Source organism: Alkalibacterium pelagium, assembly GCF_900109325.1.
In the GTDB taxonomy this organism is placed as follows: domain Bacteria; phylum Bacillota; class Bacilli; order Lactobacillales; family Carnobacteriaceae_A; genus Alkalibacterium; species Alkalibacterium pelagium.
Genome location: NZ_FNZU01000003.1, coordinates 85,645 through 103,832, shown reverse-complemented (window position 1 = coordinate 103,832; position 18,188 = coordinate 85,645). Strand labels below are relative to the sequence as shown.

Genomic DNA, 18,188 nt, shown 5'->3' with positions numbered 1-18,188 from the left:
AGCAGTAGTCAGGTGTTTTAATTTGAATAGTAGAGAGAAGTTGTTTATCATTTAAAGTGAAAATATCTTTACATATCAGTTCGAATATATGATTGATACGTAAAAAGGAGGAAGTAACGTGGGGATGAAAAACAACAAAACTGGTCTTTACAAACTGGCTGCTCTAACTGCAACACCTTTGATTCTAGCAGCATGTGGAAATGGGAATTCAGATGCCGAAGATACTAGTAATCCAGGTTCTGAAGGCGCTTCAGGAGAGCAGGTTGAACTGGAATTCTGGTCATTCTGGGGATCTGGTCCTAGGAGAGACACGATTGAAGCAATTATTGAAGATTTTAATGAAACCAATGATACAATTACTGTAGAATACGTGTACCAGCCTTGGGGAGATATCTGGACAAAGGCTCTGGCAGCAATTGCAGGTGGGAATGCACCTGATGTCATCGTTCAGGACATAAACAGTGTGCGTCAGCGAGCAGATGCTAATCAGGCAACTAATCTTCAGGCATTTATTGATGAAGAAGATATCTCTGGAGAGTTTTATCCTCAATTATGGGAGACAGTCCTGTTTGAAGATGAAGCATACGCTGTTCCGTTCAATACGGATACTCAGGTCCTTTTTTACAATCTCGATGCTTTTGAAGAGGCTGGACTGGACCCTGACAGTCCACCAGCAACGTGGGATGAACTGGAAGAAATGGCACGTGCACTTGATCAGGAATCAGGTGAGTCCTGGGAGCAGATTGGATTCTATCCAAGATGGAATATTGGTGCAGACGTCTGGACTTTGAATGCAGATGGCGGTACATCCTGGTTCGATGAAGAAGGCAACGTCGCTATCAATACACCCGAAAAAGTGGATGCACTCGAATGGATGCTCGATTGGCAGGATTACTACGGACGCGATACAATCACTCAGTATGAAGCTGAGTTCGGTTCTGGTGTAGCAGATCCGTTCATTTCAGGCCTGGTTGCTATGCGGGGCCAGAACATTAACTATTATACCAATTTACGCGAGAATGCACCGGATGATTTCAGATTTGGTGTTGCTCCTCTTCCGGAAAGAGAAGAAGGAAGTGGAAACTGGTCATGGGGAGGCGGATTCGTTCTGGAAATCCCGGAAAACACCTCTCATCCTGAAGAATCCTATGAATTCATCCGGTATCTGACGTCAACTGATGTTCAGGAAAGATTCGGTATGAACAGTTTTGACATTATGGCTAATGTGGAAGCCAACGAAAATCTTGCTGACAATACCGAACTGGATGAAAGAGCTCAGATGATTTATGATATGGCGAACCAGAATCTCGAACAGACTGTGATCACACCAGTGCCGCTTAATGCTCCTGATTATCTGTCGCTCGTCAATACGCAGATAGATGCTGCATTCCTGGGAGAAAAAACAGCTGAAGAAGCACTGGAAGACGCTCAGAATTCAGTTGAGAACTTAGTGGAACAGCATCAGTAAGTCAGTATAAGTTATCTTTTTTAATCGGTTAGAGAATGTAAGTGAAAAGGGATGGGCCTGCATCCCTTTTTAACTATGTTTGACAGGAGGGATGTCAATTATGAAAGCTGTTGAAGAACAGTCGCAGTTTAAAAAAGCTGTCAGTGAAGTCAGGCAGCTGAGAAAGAAAAAATGGTCGCCTAGTCAGAAAAAAGAAGCCATGTGGGGGCTGCTCTTTGTTTCTCCATTTATTATAGGTTTCCTTGGATTTATGTTTCTTCCGATGATGTTCTCATTTATAGGAAGTTTTACAAACTATAATATTACATCCCGCATGGATTTTATCGGACTCACTAATTTTAGACGCATGTTCACACAGGATGAGCTCTTCACTACGTCTTTATACAATACCGCGTACTATGTCATATTCAATGTACCACTTACTGCTATAGGCAGCGTATTTTTAGCGGTTTTACTTAATAGACAGATTAGAGGGATTCGACTCTTCAGAACAATATTTTATCTGCCTGCGGTCTTGTCTGGGGTCGCAGTTTATGTCCTGTGGATGCAGCTGCTGTCACCCTCAACTGGACTGATCAATACAATTCTCTCATGGGTAGGCATCAGCGGGCCCTCATGGCTTTTTGATCCTCAATGGACGAAACCTGCCTTGATTATCATGAGACTCTGGAGTGTGGGTGGCGCTATGCTTCTTTATCTTGCCACTTTACAAAATGTACCGAAGCAGTTATATGAATCTGCAGAAGTTGATGGGGCCGGTTTTACCCGTCAGTTCTTTCATATTACCCTGCCAATGATCACACCGATCATCTTTTATGATGTGGTGACCTCAACTATCGGGGCTTTCCAGATTTTCCAGGAAGCCTACGTTATGACTGAAGGAGGAACGGGCGGTCCGGCTAATTCTCTGCTATTTTACAATCTGCATATGTGGAATCAGGCATTTGTAGCCTACAACATGGGGTATGCTATGGCCATGTCGATGATTCTGTTCCTTATCGTTCTGACGTTAACATTTATTAACTTAAAACTAGCCCCAAGATGGGTTCACTACTAATCACTTGAACAGGTTTATTACAAGAAAGGAGGAAAGCTTATTGCTACCTCAAAAGCTGTACCGAGTGAAAAAACTAAGTCTCGGTTAAAATGGAACACTAATTACTTTAAAAGTAGAAAAAGACAGCAGTTTATAGGCAAATTAATCGTCTATGTACTGTTGATATCAGTGAGTCTGGTCCTTCTTGCGCCTTTAGGGTGGATGCTGAGTACATCGTTGAAACCAATGGAAGAGATCGTCAGGTTCCCTCCTACCATTATTCCTGAAACGTTTGAATGGGGGAACTATCTGCATACGATACAGGCGTTTCCATTCTTCAGATATATGCGAAACACCTTACTGATTACGACCTTTGTTGTTGCAGGTAACGTCCTGTCCAATTCATTTATAGCTTACGGTTTTGCGAAAATTGATTTCCCAGGCAAGAACATTTTGTTCGCTCTAGTATTAGCGACGATGATGGTGCCAGGATTTGTCACTATGATTCCACAATATATCTTATTTACTAGAATCGGATGGGTAGGAACATACCTGCCTCTGATCGTACCGTCCTTTTTCGGGAGTGCGTTTTTCATCTTCCTTATGAGGCAGTTTTATATGTCTGTCAGTAACGAGCTGATTGAGGCAGCTAAAATTGATGGAGCGAATCATCTGTATATCTGGAGCAGACTGATGCTGCCACTGACTAAACCGGCACTGATTACCGTTGGAATTATGTCTTTCAATGGAGCATGGAACGATTTTCTAGGTCCGCTGCTCTATATTACCCGCGAAGAGCGTTACACGTTGCAGATTGGGCTGCAGAGCTTTCAGAATCAGTCCACAACGCAATGGAATTATCTGATGGCCGGAGCTACGCTGGTCATGATTCCAACTGTTTTATTATTTTTCTTTGCACAGAAGTACTTCATTAGTGGGATGGATCTGACTGGGGGGACAAAAGGCTGATGGGTCACGACCAACATTCTTCGAACCATAAAGTGGAGGGTGACAAGTCTGCAATTGTTGTGTTTACTGAGTACTTTTCTTTTTTAGCTCTGATCAATCTTTTATGGCTGCTGGCGTCCATACTCATTGTTCCTGTCTTTGCCGCGACAGAAGCTGTCTTCCACTGTATTTCCAGAAAAATCAGCGGAAGCAGCTTCAAGCTTAAAGCAGAATTTGTTTCTTATCTTGAAACGAATATCTGGAGCAGCTATAAGAGAGGTGCGCCGTTCGCACTGCTGCTGATTATTCTAATTATAGATGCCATCATCGTCTTTCAGATGCCGCAGGAGCTTGCGCTCAGGTCTATTCTGCTGGGGGCTATTATCGTTCTAAGCATACTGTTCCTGTTTCTGTTCTTTTATTCATATGCAAGACTGGTCATAAGAGAAGAATCCTTAAAGGAGCGTTTAGTCCTTTCGCTAAGAAACACGATAAAATACCCCCATTACAGTTTAGGGTTACTGCTGATGATGGGAGTACAAGTCGGTCTGTCACTTTACTTTGTTCCATTGTTTTTCTTCTTTACTTTAAGTTTTCCTGCTTTCCTATTCATTTTTACGAATAAAAAGATTGAGGAAAAGAACCAGCGCAAGAAAGACAGCCATGTCCTATAAAAGAAGCACATCACCTTTCTATAAATGAAAGAATGATGTGCTTTTACTGTATGTGATTAGCATATTTTGAATTCAACGTTCCTGCAGACTAGGAGCGACTGTGTTCAAGAACGATTTTCCCTATAGTGTGTTCCGACTGGAGTAAAGTATAAGCTTCTTTTAATGTGTCCTCATTCATTCGATCAAAATGCTTGGACAAAGTAGAACTGATGAATCCTTGCTCGACCTGGTTTTTCAGTTCAGTTAAATATTCGTGCTGTCTGATCCAGTCATCAGTCTGGTAGACTGATCGGGTATACATCAGTTCAAAACTCATTGTCAGACTTTTAGCAAAAAATGGATGTGGTAAAGTTTCAGACAATGGAAGAAGTGAACAGATACGTCCTTGAGGCTTGACGATTTTAGCGGCTTCTTTGATATTTTCATCCGACTTGGCAGCCAGGAAGACGGCGTCGACAGTTGTGATGCCAAGTTGATCAAGCTGTTTCTGATAAGGTTTAGTGTGGTCGATCACGTGCTTGACTCCAAGCTTCTGTAGATATTTTGACGATTCTTCCCGCGATGCCGTACCGATGACCTTGAAGCCATAATTCAGAGCCAGTTGGGTGGCTATCGAGCCGACTCCACCTGCTGCTCCAGCGATCAGTAGAGTGATTTCAGAAGGATCTTCACTCATATCAAAGAGATTCAGACGATCATGAATGACTTCATAAGAGGTCAGAGCGGTCAGTGGTAGTGCAGCTGCTTCAGCGAAACTTAGATTTTTCGGTTTAAGACTGACCATCCGTTCGTCAATCTTATGATAGTCTGCCTGAGCCCCTTGGACGGTACTGGTACCTGGATAGAAGACGTCATCCCCTTCTTTAAAGAGAGTGACATCTGGTCCGATTGAAGTGACTGTCCCGGAGACATCTCTTCCAAGAATAGTGAACGAGTCGTCTGACGACTTTTTCATCCGGCGGGTTGCCAGGTCTGTCGGGTTGATCCCGACCGCTTTGACCTCGACCACGATTTCTCTGCCATGTGGTTCAGGTACAGGGCATTCCCGCTTTTCAAAAACTGGCAGATCCTGATCTTTCTGAGGATCAGTAAACCCATATGCGTACATTTTCTGTGACATGTTTTTCCTTCCTTTCTTCTTCTTTCATTCAGTCTACACCTAAAGCAAGGTCTTAACAAAGCAAATTGCATAAGACTGACTGATGGTTTTGATTTAAATGTTCGTAGATTTTAGTTAGAATAGAAACAGACACCATAAAAGTTCAGGAGCTGATTTACGTGACAAATTATATTGAAAATGCGATAAAGGTGTTTGAAAACAACTTTGCGCTGAAAAAAAACGAGAAAGTCGCTATCATTACAGATGACCGTATGAAGCAGGTAGCAATGCCGTTCTATGAAGCAGCCTGTATCAAAGGAAACGAAACCGTATTCCTGCAGTTTCCCGCTCATTATAAGTCAGGTGAAGAGCCGCCGGCCATTGTTGCTCAAGCCATGAAAGACGCAGATGTGGCATTGTGCGTGACGACGGCAAGTATCACACACACCCGTGCTAAGAAAGAAGCGGCTGCTGAAGGTACACGTATCGGAACCATGCCGGGTGTGACCCTGCCTATGCTTGAAAAAGGAGCGATCGAAGCGGATCCGCAAGTCGTGGAAGAACTGACTGCCCGTTATACGGCGCTGTTGGACAATGCAGAAGAAGTACGCATCGAAAAAGACGGAGAAGTCCTGAGCTTCTCTGTTGCTGGGAGAAAAGGGATACCGAGCACAGGAGTCTTCAGAGAAAAAGGCCAGGCTGGAAATGTGCCATCAGGTGAAGCTTTTATTGCGCCACTTGAACAGTCGGCTAATGGCAAGCTTGTTGTTGACGGGTCCATTGCTCAGATCGGAAAAGTGAAAGAGCCACTGACATTGACTTTAGAAAACGGGCGGCTGATCGATGCTACAGGCAGACAGGGTGAAGAACTGCTAGAGATTTTAGGAGACACCGATGGACGGATCATTGCTGAATTCGGAATCGGAACCAATCCTTCTGCACGCATTACAGGAGTCGTTCTGGAAGACGAAAAAGTTTATGGCACGATCCATATTGCGTTCGGCTCAAACAAGCCTTTTGGAGGAGTCACTGAAGCTGGTGTTCATATCGATTGTGTAGTTAAAGAGCCGACTGTCTGGATCGACGGCAAAAAAATGATGGAAAAAGGCAGTATGGTCGAATGAATCTAATTACTTATGTAGTACTCGAAAGGAAACGAGGGTGAGCAGATGAGTATGAACAGTCAGACAAAATTAAGACTAGCTCAGTTTTTTTCCTGGGCTATGGTCCTGTTCTGGATGGGTGTCATCTTCTGGTTCTCATCACAGCCTGCGGAAGAATCGGTCAGATGGAGTGTCGGGCTGATGGAACTGGGCGGAGAAATCATAACGAACTGGCAGTGGGTAGGCATTATATCAGTCATTTTCGTGTATCACATCTTTCTAATCTGGCTGGCAAAGATGGACTCCCATTTTAGTCTTAAAATCGTCCTGTTTGTTCTGTTCCTGATCATTAGTGTAGGTATTGCCTATTTCCTGTTCACTTTTGTCCGTCCAAGAGTCAGCCGTTTCGGCATATTTGAAATGAACCGATGGGTGATCCATCGCTACCTTAGAAAATATGCGCACTTCTTTGTGTATCTGTTTCTTGGCAGTTTTCTTATGAATGCTTTTACATTGTCAAATGTCAGGCCATGGCGAGCGTTCGGTCTCTCTCTAGTCATCTCTTTTCTTTATGCGATAACGGATGAACTGCATCAGTACTTCGTGCCTGGTAGACTGCCGCTCGTAATGGATGTGATCATTGATACGATTGGGGCTCTGGTAGGGATCGTCATCTACAGCACACTGAGGGCTTTGTTCAAATGGCGTAAAAGAAAGAGAAGGACCAGGACGAAAAAAAGATCCAACTGAGTTAGTGAAGTTTGGACAGAGCGACCTGAGATCTAATAATCTTTATCAAAAAATCCGGCATCCCGTCTCTGATATAGAGAGAGGGGGTGCCGGATTTTTTGTTTACATTCTGAGGGTGAAGAGTATCAACAGCTTCCTTATTCAGGATATAGAACAGTTCATTAAACGAGGAACTGCATCAATTTAAAGCTCGTTGGTTGAATCAAAATTTATGTCTAACAAAGCATCCTGTTTAAAATGGATTCCACTAAAATAAATCGAGCTGCTGTGGTCCGAGATAATCGAAGGATAAATTTAAGAGCTTCTGAAGTGTCTTAGCGTTCTGGGCGGCATGACCACCAGAATTATTATTGAAAATCACACAGACTTCCATCGACTGCTTAGACAACTGATCAATGATTTCTTTGAATTCCATCAGTTCCTCATCCGAATAGTTGTAAAGCGTCCGTTCAGCCCGCCAGTCCTTGACATTTTCTCCAAGCCAGCCCTCGTAGTTTCTGCCGTGAAGGCGAAGGACACTGAGTCTGGAGTGGGTACTTCTGATTACTTTAGGCACACTATTATTGGGAGTCTGGGGCTGATCAACAATGACGTTGGAGAACTCCAGAAGCTTCAGTAGTTCAAGTGTCCGTTCCTGATTGTTCTCGGAAAACCAGGACTGATTCCTGAATTCCACGGCAACCGGCAGATCGCGCATGTGACTGCGCACATACTTCAAGTAATTGACATGTTTACGTGTACAGTCAAAATAGGGTGGGAACTGAAAAAGAAAAGATTTGATCCGATTCTGTTCGATCATAGGACTGAATGCATCCAGGTAGGCATCAAAGACATCGTCCATCCGACTGAAATCGGGCTGGAAGGGTTTATGTAATGTCATCATATTGAATGCCTTTGGGAAAAAAGTGAATGATTCCGGCGTCTTATCGATCCAGTTCAGAATATTGGTTCTGGAAGGAATGGCATAGAAGCTCGTGTCGAGTTCAACCACTGGGAAATGACTGGCATAGTCCTCCAGTTTTCGTGAACGGTCACGTTGGATCAGTTCATGATCACTCCATCCGGTCAGAGCAATTGTTATCACGTCAGTTTTCGACCCTTTCTGTCTCATCGAGCTGTTCATCGATCACCTGGCGCAGAAGGTCATCAAATGCGTACTGCTGCTCATCAGCAAATGGGTTCAACGATTTCACTCGGCTTTTATTCATATTGCTTCGTCTCATTGCAGCTGATATATGGCGGCCGTCGACCAGTTTCTGAATGATTCTTTCTGTATATTCGTAGCCTTCGTGGTGCAGCACTCTGCACCTTTTAGGAAGAAGCATGGAGGCCAGTCCGTAATCCTGAGTGACTACAATATCATTGGGATAAGCCAGCTTCATGATTTTGAAGTCGGCCTGATCACAGCCTTTATCGACCCATATGCGTTCAATGCCATCGGGAAGTTCCTTTGTTGAATAGTGAGAAATACTTGAAACCAGCAGGACCTCGATCTGATAATTCTGCGCTTCTGCAATAATGGTTTCTTTTTTAGGGCATGCATCCGCATCTACTAAAATTTTCATGTACCAACGCCTCCTTTAAAATCAGTTTACCATATTCTCTGTAGAAAAAGGTAGCTCGACCCCATATGAATAAAGGATTAGAAGTCGTTCTATCTAAAAGTCAAATCACCTGGTTTTGTGTTGACATCGTTTACAAAAAAGACTACTCTTATGTCAATGAGGTTTGTTTACTAAGTCAACTAACATGACGAACAAACTTAAACACAAACATTCAGGAAAAGAGGCATAAAAGTGAACAAGACATCGCTCTTTATGAAGGGCTGGACATTTGCGAAAGTAGAAGGGACCGACCATGTTAAACCGACGAGCTTTTTGCCGGTAGAACTGCCCCATGACTGGCTGATTGAGGATACTGCTGATCTATATCAGAATAGTGTGGGCTGGTACAGGAATGAAGTTGAATATAACGGTGAACATAGACATGTAAGTCTGCGATTTGATGGTGTCTACATGAACTCGACACTTTATATTAACGGAAAAGAAGCAGGTCGATGGGCTTACGGCTATTCTGCGTTCGAATTTGAGATAACGGATTTTCTTGAAGAAGGGTCAAACCTTATAGAATTAAAGGTTGTGCATGAAGCACCTAACAGTCGCTGGTACTCCGGTGCAGGCATTTACCGAAATGTCTGGCTGATTACCAGGGGTCCGGAATACATACCCACAAATGGTATTTATGTATCGACAACAAAGAAGAATGGCACATATGCGATTGAAGTCGATACTGATATTGTAAGGGAGGGGCATCAGTCAGAATCGCTGATACTGACACATAAACTAGTCAGGGATGGAGAGGTTCATAGTGAACTGTCTGAAGATGTTTATGAATCGGGGACCCTATCGCTGGAGGAAAATGATCTCTCTGTAGAGGAATGGTCTCCGGAACAGCCGGAGTTATATACTCTGGAAACGATTCTTCAATATAAAGGCTCGGATGAAGTGATTGAACAGCGCAGTCAGAAGGTTGGATTCAAAACGATCGAATTGCTGCCGGATAAAGGGTTATATCTTAACGGCAGGCATTATAAAATCAAAGGATTCTGTGAGCACCACGATTTGGGAGCGTTAGGAGCCGCCTTTAATCCTGCAGCGATGCGCTATCGTCTGAAATTGTTTAAAGACATGGGAGTCAATGCGATTCGTACGTCACACAACATGCCGGCCAAAGAGCTGATGGAACTGGCAGATGACATGGGTTTTCTAATTGCGTCTGAATCGTTCGATATGTGGGAACGGTCAAAAACGACTTATGATTACGCACGATTTTTCAAAGATTGGGCCTATAAAGATGTCAGAAGCTGGGTGCTCCGTGACCGCAATCATGTGAGTCTGTTGCTCTGGACTATCGGAAATGAAATATACGACACCCATGCCGATAAGAGGGGCGCAGAGCTGACCCGTCAGCTGAAAAGCTGGGTCGAAACATTTGATCCGAAGGGAAATGCCCGTGTGACTCTGGGATCGAATTACATGCCGTGGGAAAATGCTCAGCAGTGTGCAGATATCGTCAAAATCGCAGGGTATAACTATGGTGAGAAATATTATGATGATCACCACGAAGAACATCCGGACTGGGTCATTTATGGAAGTGAGACCGGATCCGTTGTTCAAAGCCGGGGCATCTATCATTTTCCATATCAGCAGTCGGTACTGGCTGATGATGACGAGCAGTGTTCATCGCTGGGCAACAGCTCGACCAGCTGGGGAGCAAAATCTCCTGAGGTGATCCTGACCGGTGAGAGGGACCGTCCCTATTCCATGGGACAATTTGTGTGGACCGGCTTCGACTATATCGGTGAACCGACCCCTTATCATACAAAGAATGCCTATTTCGGTCAAATCGATACGGCTAATTTTCCTAAGGACTCATACTATATCTATCAGTCGGCCTGGACGGAATTCAAGGACAAACCTGTGCTTCATCTGTTTCCATACTGGGACTTCAACATTGGACAGACGATTGATGTCAGAGTGGCGACCAATGCCCCGAGAGTCGAGCTGTTTTTAAATGACCGGAAAATTGGAGAGAGAGAAATCGATCACAGCAAGGACAAAGGTATTACTCCGACCTGGCAGGTATCGTATGAACAAGGAGAACTGAAGGCGGTTGCGTATGATCATGAAGGGAATGTGGTGCTCGAACAGAGCCGGCACTCCTTTAAGGATACAGCCAGACTCACACTTGAAGCAGACAAACCAGCTCTTGAAGCTAATGCGAGAGATCTTATTTTTGTAGCTGTGTCGGCCGAAGATGAGGACGGTCACCCCGTTGACAATGCGACTGACCGAGTGATGCTTACAGTAACAGGAGCCGGACGACTGGTCGGTTTCGACAATGGGGACAGTACAGATTATGATCAGTATAAGGGCCGGTCCAGACGCCTGTTCAGTGGAAAAGCTATGGCAGTAATCCAGGCTACTGATGAAACAGGAGCAATTCATATCAAGGCAGAAGCAGAAGGCGTTCAGACAGCAGAGCTGGACTTGACTGCAGTCGAAGCCTCTGGTCCTGTTGAGCATGAAGTATTGGCACAGAACACAGAGCGTCCAGTTAATACAGGTCAGACAAGAGAAATTCCGATCAGGAAAATCGAACTGATCAGCGACGGCGGACGCAAACTGACTCCGGAGCGTCCATCAGTAACTGTAAAGGCTGTCCTGCATCCGTCGAGCACGACTTATTCAGACATTCAGTGGAGTGTCGTAAACGATGCTGGCGTAGAAGCAGGCAATGTGCGGCTGATTGCTGATGAAGACAAGGCAACAGTGGAAGCCAGAGGGGACGGGACATTCAGAGTAAGGTGTACGACTCAGAATGGAACAGGTAAAATCAGACTGATCTCGGAACTTGACATGACAGTTGAAGGAATAGGAACAGCCTACAAGAATCCATATGCTCTAATATCCGGTTCTCTCTATGATGACTCGGAAGGCGATGTATCCAACGGGAATGAGCGAGGTGTCGCGACGGGTCGACTGGGAGAGACGATCGTCGGCTACCATGAGATCGATTTCGGCCGGTACGGTTCAGATACGATTACACTTCCTGTGTTTGCGTTAAGCGATGAGGCGTACGTCATAGACATCTGGGAAGGGCATCCTAAGGAAGTAGGCAGCACTCATCTGCTGGATGCTCACTATCAGAAAGAGTCAAAATGGAATGTCTACCAGGAAGAAACGTATAAATTGAAGAAGCGCCTCAAGGGCATTACAGCACTATATTTTGTCATGCACGCAAAAGTTCACTTGAAAGGGTTCTACTTTAAGAAGCACGACCGTGCATTTAGTTACAACTCAGCTTTGGATGCCGATCACATATATGGCGATGCCTTTAACAGAACTGATTCTCTAGTTACTGATATCGGGAATAACGTGTCTCTGGTATTCGAAGACATGGATTTAAGCGATAAAAGGGCCAGTCAAATCAGACTAAGAGGGCATTCGCCTATCGACTTGAATACGATCCATGTTCGTTTTGAATCAGAAGACGGAGAGTCAGTGAATCAGGTCGTTGAGTTCACAGAGACGACTGAAGTGACCGATAAAGTGTTCGATCTGGACCCGATTGAAGGAGAGGGCACGCTGACTTTTGTTTTCCTTCCGGGAAGTCAGTTTGATTTTGAAGGCTTTCAGTTATTATCATAATAAAAAATGAGGAGAGAATAAGATGAAGTTATCGAATGAAGGGTTGAGCAATAAGTCACAGTGGGAAGAGAAAGGGTATGCTGTACCTGCATATGAGAGGGCAGCTGTCACCGAGGCAACAAAAGCAGAGCCAGTATGGCTGCACTTGGGAGCAGGCAATATATTCCGTGCATTCCCGGCTATGCTGAATCACCGCTTACTGAATGAAGGAAAAATGGATAAGGGAATCATTGTCGGGGAAGGCTTCGATTATGAAATCATTGAAAAAGCGTACAGACCCTTTAATGAATTGAGCTTACTTGTCACATTGAAAGCTGACGGTTCAGTTGATAAGACTGTCGTCGGGTCGGTCATCGAATCACTGAAGATGGACAGCAGCAACGAAGAAGAGTTCTCCCGTCTGAAGGATATCTTTACGGCTTCTTCTCTACAGATGGTAAGTTTTACTATCACAGAAAAAGGGTACAGCCTGGTGAATGCCCGGGGAGAAGTTATGCCGGATGTTCAGGAGGACTTTAAAAACGGTCCAAAACAGCCAGTGAGCTATATGGGTAAACTGACTGCCTTATTATACGAACGCTACAAGAAGTCAGCTGATCCTATTGCTTTAGTCTCAATGGACAATGCCTCTCATAATGGTGCGCTGCTGCAGCAGACCGTTACTGAATTTGTTGATGTCTGGTCTAAAGAAGGACTGGTTGATGACGGATTCAGGGACTATGTCGGAGATTCTACTAAAGTAGCTTTCCCTTGGAGCATGATCGATAAAATTACGCCACGACCGGACAGCGATGTACAGGAGATTCTTAAAAAAGAAGGATTTGAAGACACAGAGACAATCATTACTTCCAGACATACCTATACAGCACCTTTTGTCAATGCGGAAGAAGCGGAATATCTCGTCATCGAAGATACGTTTCCTAATGGACGTCCGCCTCTCGAAGAAGCAGGCGTCATTTTCACTGACCGCGAAACTGTAGACAAGGCTGAAACAATGAAAGTAACGACTTGTCTAAACCCTCTGCATACAGCTTTGGCAATCTATGGCTGTCTATTGGGGCACACATCGATTCATGAAGAAATGAAGGATGACGAACTGACTGCACTGATCGAGAAAATCGGGTACCAGGAAGGATTGCCAGTAGTTGTGGATCCTAAAATCCTTGATCCTGAAGCCTTCATTGATGAAGTCATTAATGTCAGATTCCCTAACCCGTTTATGCCAGATACTCCTCAACGTATAGCAACAGATACGTCACAGAAGCTGTCCATACGCTACGGAAAAACGATTCAATCTTATCTTGCTTCTGAAGATAAAGATGTATCCGAACTGACTTTCATCCCGTTAGTCCTTGCAGGCTGGCTGCGTTACCTGATGCAGGTGGATGACAAGGGCGAGCAGATGGAATTAAGCCCGGATCCGTTACTTGAAGAACTGACACCAGTCATTGGAACAATTAAACTGGGAGACGATAACAGAGACCAGATCGCTGATATCGTCAGACCGATTCTGAGTCGATCAGACATCTTCGCGGTCGATCTGTATGAAGCGGGACTGGCTGACAAAGTTGTGAACTACCTGGTTGAGCTTATTGAAAAACCAGGAGCAGTCAGAGATACCCTGAAACGCGCTTTAAGCTAAGAAGAGAATAAATCAAAAGAACAGCGAGGGGAGATTCATCCCGTACGCTGTTCTTTTTTGTCAGTAACTAACTGGCACTCTTAATTTATGAGGTAATCTAATCTGATTTCATCTCATCTAATCGAGTAAAGCGCCTTATGCTGTTCTGTCTCGAAACGAGCATACCTCTGAAAATATCATCTAGCTTCATTTTAATCAATGAATCACCAGATGATCTACCTTTATACGAGTATTATCTGAACTATGAGTCCCTCATTCTCTGATAAGGTATAACTAGACGCTGTCTAGTTACATTTTATTCTTTAAGATCTTGAAAAAATGCTATTAGAAGGGCTGTAGTTATAGTTTGTGCTGATATCAGAAAGAAGAACTATAACCAGAGGCTCTCTAGCTGTAAATTGAAATCAAACTGATTAATAAACTGTCGTTAGAAATTGTCTAACGATAGTTTAGGGGTGTCGCATCGTGATGAAGTATCATTAAAACACAACCTAGTGACAGATCAGCTCATCCAGAGAGGCCGAAACTGCCACTACACACACTTATAATAAAATATATCACCTGCCGAAGCTGCTCAGTTATTAAGACGGGTAGTTTCTGAAATAGTTAATCAGAGAAATGCTCCCAGAACAAACCAAAAGACTATAAAGAAGAGGCCGATGCTCAGCAGCCGGCCTCTTACATATGTAGTGAGAGAAGCATGACGACTTTCGCTCACACTTCCATTACTTTTTCCATATTCAAACTGAATTCTACGTTATCAACGTGAAGATATGACTGCAAGTTCATGACTGTGGCACCGTATAGACTGGCTTTTCTTCCCAGAATGGACTGCTTCAAAGGCACATTCTTGTAGATCGTCATGCTCAAGTAATGCTGAAGCAGACTGATCAGCTCGGGTATTTCTTCCAGAATTTCAGAATTGATGTAGACGACTTCCGGATCGTAGTTCCCGATCACGTTCATCAGACCGATTCCGAAATCTTTAGCGAACTGCAGAATCAAGTTCAAAGTGGATGAGTCTTTCTGATGATAAGACTCAACAAGATCTTCAAAGGTAAGCGAAGGATTGCCTTTAAGCAGCTGATATTTTCGTACGATTGCTTTTGTAGAACAGTACTGCTCTAAACAGCCCTGATTACCACAGGGACAATTTGTTCCATTAGGGTAGAGGACCGTGTGTCCAACTTCTCCGCTGCGCCCTTTATTACCTCTATGGAGCTTGCCGTCCAGTATGATTCCGGCACCGATTCCGGTATGTGCGCTGAAGGAAATGATGCTTTTGTGCTCATTGTCAAAAGCTGCTTCTGCAAGGGCGGACAGATTCGCTTCATTTTCGATGTGAACAGGGAGATCGATCCGTTCTTCCAGTTCAGCGACCAGATCGATTTCATCCAGATCAAAATAAGGAGTAAACTCGATTTTGTTGTCATAAACAATACCGTGAATAGATACGGTCACACCGATGATGCCGAATGGGCATTCATCCATAGTGTTTTTTGCGTGGTCAACAACAGAAGCGATCGTGTCGACAATATTATCTTTATTCATTTCTTTTCCTTCAGTTGTGTAGTCAATCTTTTCACCATCGAGATATGTGATCAGATAACTGATCCGGTCGTAACGGACATCAAAACTGATCGATACACCGGCTTTTTTATTTACTGTGAGAAGAATAGGGCGCCGACCGCCTGAAGACGTACTTTTACCAGGACCGATCTCAATGACATAATTGTCATCGATGAGACGCCTTACGATTTCAGATACCGTTGCCTTGTTCAAACCAGTTAGTTCAGAGATCATCGCGCGGGAAATTTCCGGCCGGTTAATGATCTCTGAAAGTACCAGTATACTGTTATTCTCTCTTATTGAACTTTTTATCCTAAACATGACTGTTCCTCGTTTCTATATTTACGTGTAATCCTTCTATATCAAGGTTTTATATGCGAATGAGTTAAGTGATTGACAATGTTTGGTCATAAAATCAAAAAACTATCTGGAAGCGCTTGACATCAAAATCAAGTTTCGCTATAGTTATTACAGAAGTTAGTTAATTCAACTAACAAACTATCGATACACCAAGTGTATCATATCTTACAAAATAAAAAAACATAAAATGTAAAGGTTTTCTTTCTTTTCATGTTACAGTATCATTCGAAAAAAAGGAAGCTCGAAACAAATGATTTTTTTTGTTAGATTTGTTAGCGGTAACTAAATGTATTTAAAAGGGGATTGAGCATGACTACTAAACTTGACTTCGATGAAAGCTGGTTGTCGCCAGACACATTGAAAGCATGGCCATTTAGTACTATTGAAATCGATGGGGCTGCCCATCTTGAAAAAACACTGGAAAAAGAGTTTCTTCTATATAAAGAATCATTTGAAGCAGGCGATCACACGTTGAGCTTTAAGGTCACTGAAGATGATTCTATCATATTAGATGGATTTAAAATAGAACAAAAAGAAAATGCGGTAACTGTTACCGCGAACAAGCCTGAAGGTCTGATGTACGGATTCTTCCATCTAATCAGAGCCTACCAGCAAAATGCACAGCCAGAACTTGCAGTAACGTCTAATCCTAAGAATAAGATTCGAATGATCAATCATTGGGACAATTTCGACGGATCTGTTGAAAGAGGGTATGCAGGCCGCTCACTGTTCTTCAGTAATAATGAATTCAGACTGCAGGATGAACGGTTTGCCCAATATGCAAAAATGCTTGCTTCTGTAGGTATTAATGCTTTGACTATCAATAACGTAAATGTACATCAGAAAGAAAGCTACTTCATTACTGATTCTTTCATAAGAGATGTCAAGCATCTGGCTGAGATCTTCAGATCATATGGACTGACTCTGTTCCTCAGTGTGAACTATGCAGCACCGATGGAAGTGGACTGGACAGATACTGCAGATCCACTAGATGAGAAAGTCAGAGCATTCTGGAAAGATACTGCTGAACTGATTTATGAGCACATCCCATACTTCGGCGGATTTGTTGTTAAAGCGGATTCAGAAAACCGCCCTGGACCATTTACTTATGGACGTACACACGCTGATGGAGCGAACATGCTTGCTGAAGCACTTGAGCCATTCGGTGGAACTGTCTTCTGGAGATGCTTCGTCTATGACAATCATCAGGACTGGCGTGACCGTTCAACCGACCGTGCACGAGCTGCATATGATCATTATGCACCGATGGATGGTGACTTTGCGGATAATGTCGTTCTTCAGATCAAGAACGGACCAATGGACTTCCAAGTAAGAGAAGCTGTTTCGCCACTGTTTGGAGCTTTGAAACAGACTAATCAGGTACTGGAATTCCAGATTGCACAAGAGTATACAGGCCAGCAGAAACATATCTGTTATCTTATCCCGATGTGGAAAGAAGTGCTTGACTTCGACACCTATGCAGATGGACCGGGAACTACGGTGCAGGACGTTCTTGTGAGTTATCCACAGAACCCTGAGCGTAACGGCATTACTGCTGTAGTCAATACAGGCATGGATGAGAACTGGACCGGACATAAATTATCTCAAGCTAATTTGTTTGGTTATGGACGACTGATCTGGGACTCAAGCCTTTCATCTGAAGAGATTGCAGAAGAATGGATCGAAGCCACCTATTCTCTTTCTGAAAAAGGGAAAAAGACCTTACTTGATATACTAATATCCAGCTGGGATACATATGAGAAGTATACCTCTCCATTAGGTATCGGATGGATGGTTCAGCCGAATCATCACTACGGACCAAATATTGACGGATACGAATATGATATGTGGGGCACCTATCACTTTTCAGATCGAGATGGACTTGGAGTGGACCGTACAGTAGCTTCGGGTACTGGATACACAAGACAGTACTACGATGAAAATTATGCTATGTACGAAAATGTCGACACATGTCCGGAGGAACTGCTTCTATTCTTCCATCATCTGCCATACAGCTACAAGCTTAAAACAGGGAAAACAATTATCCAGCACATCTACGATACTCATTTCGAAGGATTTGATAAGGTAGAAGCGTATCAGGAGCAGTGGGAGACACTGAAAGATGAGATAGATGAGGCATCCTACCTTAATGTAAAAGAACGTCTGGAAGAACAGCGCCGAAGTGCTAGAGAATGGCGTGACCAGGTCAATACGTACTATTACCGTAAATCCGGTGTCGAGGATGCAAAAGGAAGAAAAATCTACAAGTGAGAATTTTGAAATTAGTTGGGGGCCTGGCCCCCGACAATATAAAGGGTAGGATGTAAGA

At 43.6% G+C, this 18,188-nt stretch carries 13 protein-coding genes; 9 read left to right on the top strand and 4 right to left on the bottom strand.

Annotation, left to right across the window (positions count from 1 at the left end):
- The first annotated feature begins 124 nt into the window (after positions 1-124).
- From BMX79_RS03555 to BMX79_RS03540, 4 genes are all read left to right on the top strand, one after another.
- On the top strand, positions 125-1,468 hold the full coding sequence (locus tag BMX79_RS03555) for an ABC transporter substrate-binding protein (protein ID WP_091479465.1): 1,344 nt from the start codon (positions 125-127) through the stop codon (positions 1,466-1,468).
- Between the two features lie 199 nt (positions 1,469-1,667).
- Positions 1,668-2,525, top strand: coding sequence for a carbohydrate ABC transporter permease (locus BMX79_RS03550; protein WP_246117649.1), 858 nt, complete (start codon positions 1,668-1,670; stop codon positions 2,523-2,525).
- A gap of 201 nt (positions 2,526-2,726) precedes the next feature.
- Positions 2,727-3,473: a carbohydrate ABC transporter permease gene (locus BMX79_RS03545; RefSeq protein ID WP_174760389.1), complete on the top strand. Its 747-nt coding sequence runs from the start codon at positions 2,727-2,729 to the stop codon at positions 3,471-3,473.
- Positions 3,473-4,126: a DUF624 domain-containing protein gene (locus BMX79_RS03540; RefSeq protein WP_091479170.1), complete on the top strand. Its 654-nt coding sequence runs from the start codon at positions 3,473-3,475 to the stop codon at positions 4,124-4,126. The genes BMX79_RS03545 and BMX79_RS03540 overlap by 1 nt, the downstream gene beginning before the upstream one ends.
- Before the next feature lie 88 nt (positions 4,127-4,214).
- On the opposite strand, the gene BMX79_RS03535 is transcribed toward BMX79_RS03540, so the two are convergent.
- The gene (locus BMX79_RS03535) at positions 4,215-5,246 is read right to left on the bottom strand and encodes a zinc-binding alcohol dehydrogenase family protein (protein WP_091479169.1); all 1,032 of its coding nucleotides are present in this window, start codon (positions 5,244-5,246) and stop codon (positions 4,215-4,217) included.
- 158 nt (positions 5,247-5,404) lie between these two features.
- On the opposite strand from BMX79_RS03535, the gene BMX79_RS03530 reads away from it, so the two are divergent.
- A complete protein-coding gene (locus BMX79_RS03530) occupies positions 5,405-6,349 on the top strand; it encodes an aminopeptidase (protein ID WP_218025356.1) in 945 nt (314 codons plus the stop codon).
- Between the two features lie 45 nt (positions 6,350-6,394).
- Complete coding sequence (locus BMX79_RS03525; protein WP_143059409.1) at positions 6,395-7,078, top strand: VanZ family protein; 684 nt, start codon at positions 6,395-6,397, stop codon at positions 7,076-7,078.
- 247 nt (positions 7,079-7,325) lie between these two features.
- Here the strand turns inward: BMX79_RS03525 and BMX79_RS03520 are convergent, their stop codons facing one another.
- Together BMX79_RS03520 and BMX79_RS03515 are read right to left on the bottom strand one after the other, a co-directional pair.
- Positions 7,326-8,189, bottom strand: a complete 864-nt coding sequence (locus tag BMX79_RS03520; protein WP_256212649.1) for a DUF72 domain-containing protein — start codon at positions 8,187-8,189, stop codon at positions 7,326-7,328.
- Positions 8,164-8,643, bottom strand: coding sequence for a YaiI/YqxD family protein (locus BMX79_RS03515; protein WP_091479167.1), 480 nt, complete (start codon positions 8,641-8,643; stop codon positions 8,164-8,166). Before BMX79_RS03515 ends, BMX79_RS03520 begins: the two co-directional genes overlap by 26 nt.
- A gap of 231 nt (positions 8,644-8,874) precedes the next feature.
- On the opposite strand from BMX79_RS03515, the gene BMX79_RS03510 reads away from it, so the two are divergent.
- Complete coding sequence (locus tag BMX79_RS03510) at positions 8,875-12,288, top strand: DUF4982 domain-containing protein (RefSeq protein ID WP_091479165.1); 3,414 nt, start codon at positions 8,875-8,877, stop codon at positions 12,286-12,288.
- Positions 12,289-12,310: 22 nt separating this feature from the next.
- Positions 12,311-13,930: a mannitol dehydrogenase family protein gene (locus BMX79_RS03505; RefSeq protein ID WP_091479162.1), complete on the top strand. Its 1,620-nt coding sequence runs from the start codon at positions 12,311-12,313 to the stop codon at positions 13,928-13,930.
- Between the two features lie 714 nt (positions 13,931-14,644).
- On the opposite strand, the gene BMX79_RS03500 is transcribed toward BMX79_RS03505, so the two are convergent.
- Positions 14,645-15,820 (bottom strand): ROK family transcriptional regulator, encoded by a 1,176-nt coding sequence (locus BMX79_RS03500; protein WP_091479160.1) that lies wholly within the window; start codon positions 15,818-15,820, stop codon positions 14,645-14,647.
- A 348-nt stretch (positions 15,821-16,168) separates the two neighbouring features.
- Here BMX79_RS03500 and BMX79_RS03495 point away from each other — a divergent pair, with 348 nt between their 5' ends.
- Complete coding sequence (locus BMX79_RS03495) at positions 16,169-18,130, top strand: alpha-glucuronidase (protein WP_091479158.1); 1,962 nt, start codon at positions 16,169-16,171, stop codon at positions 18,128-18,130.
- Positions 18,131-18,188: the final 58 nt, after the last annotated feature.

What these genes read in the sequence shown, in the direction of transcription:
- BMX79_RS03555 (WP_091479465.1), top strand. Translation starts at nt 125, where the DNA reads ATGAAAAACAACAAAACTGGTCTTTACAAACTGGCTGCTCTAACTGCA.
- BMX79_RS03550 (WP_246117649.1), top strand. Translation starts at nt 1,668, where the DNA reads ATGTGGGGGCTGCTCTTTGTTTCTCCATTTATTATAGGTTTCCTTGGA.
- BMX79_RS03545 (WP_174760389.1), top strand. Translation starts at nt 2,727, where the DNA reads ATGCTGAGTACATCGTTGAAACCAATGGAAGAGATCGTCAGGTTCCCT.
- BMX79_RS03540 (WP_091479170.1), top strand. Translation starts at nt 3,473, where the DNA reads ATGGGTCACGACCAACATTCTTCGAACCATAAAGTGGAGGGTGACAAG.
- BMX79_RS03535 (WP_091479169.1), bottom strand. Translation starts at nt 5,246, where the DNA reads ATGTCACAGAAAATGTACGCATATGGGTTTACTGATCCTCAGAAAGAT.
- BMX79_RS03525 (WP_143059409.1), top strand. Translation starts at nt 6,395, where the DNA reads ATGAGTATGAACAGTCAGACAAAATTAAGACTAGCTCAGTTTTTTTCC.
- BMX79_RS03520 (WP_256212649.1), bottom strand. Translation starts at nt 8,189, where the DNA reads ATGAGACAGAAAGGGTCGAAAACTGACGTGATAACAATTGCTCTGACC.
- BMX79_RS03515 (WP_091479167.1), bottom strand. Translation starts at nt 8,643, where the DNA reads ATGAAAATTTTAGTAGATGCGGATGCATGCCCTAAAAAAGAAACCATT.
- BMX79_RS03505 (WP_091479162.1), top strand. Translation starts at nt 12,311, where the DNA reads ATGAAGTTATCGAATGAAGGGTTGAGCAATAAGTCACAGTGGGAAGAG.
- BMX79_RS03500 (WP_091479160.1), bottom strand. Translation starts at nt 15,820, where the DNA reads ATGTTTAGGATAAAAAGTTCAATAAGAGAGAATAACAGTATACTGGTA.
- BMX79_RS03495 (WP_091479158.1), top strand. Translation starts at nt 16,169, where the DNA reads ATGACTACTAAACTTGACTTCGATGAAAGCTGGTTGTCGCCAGACACA.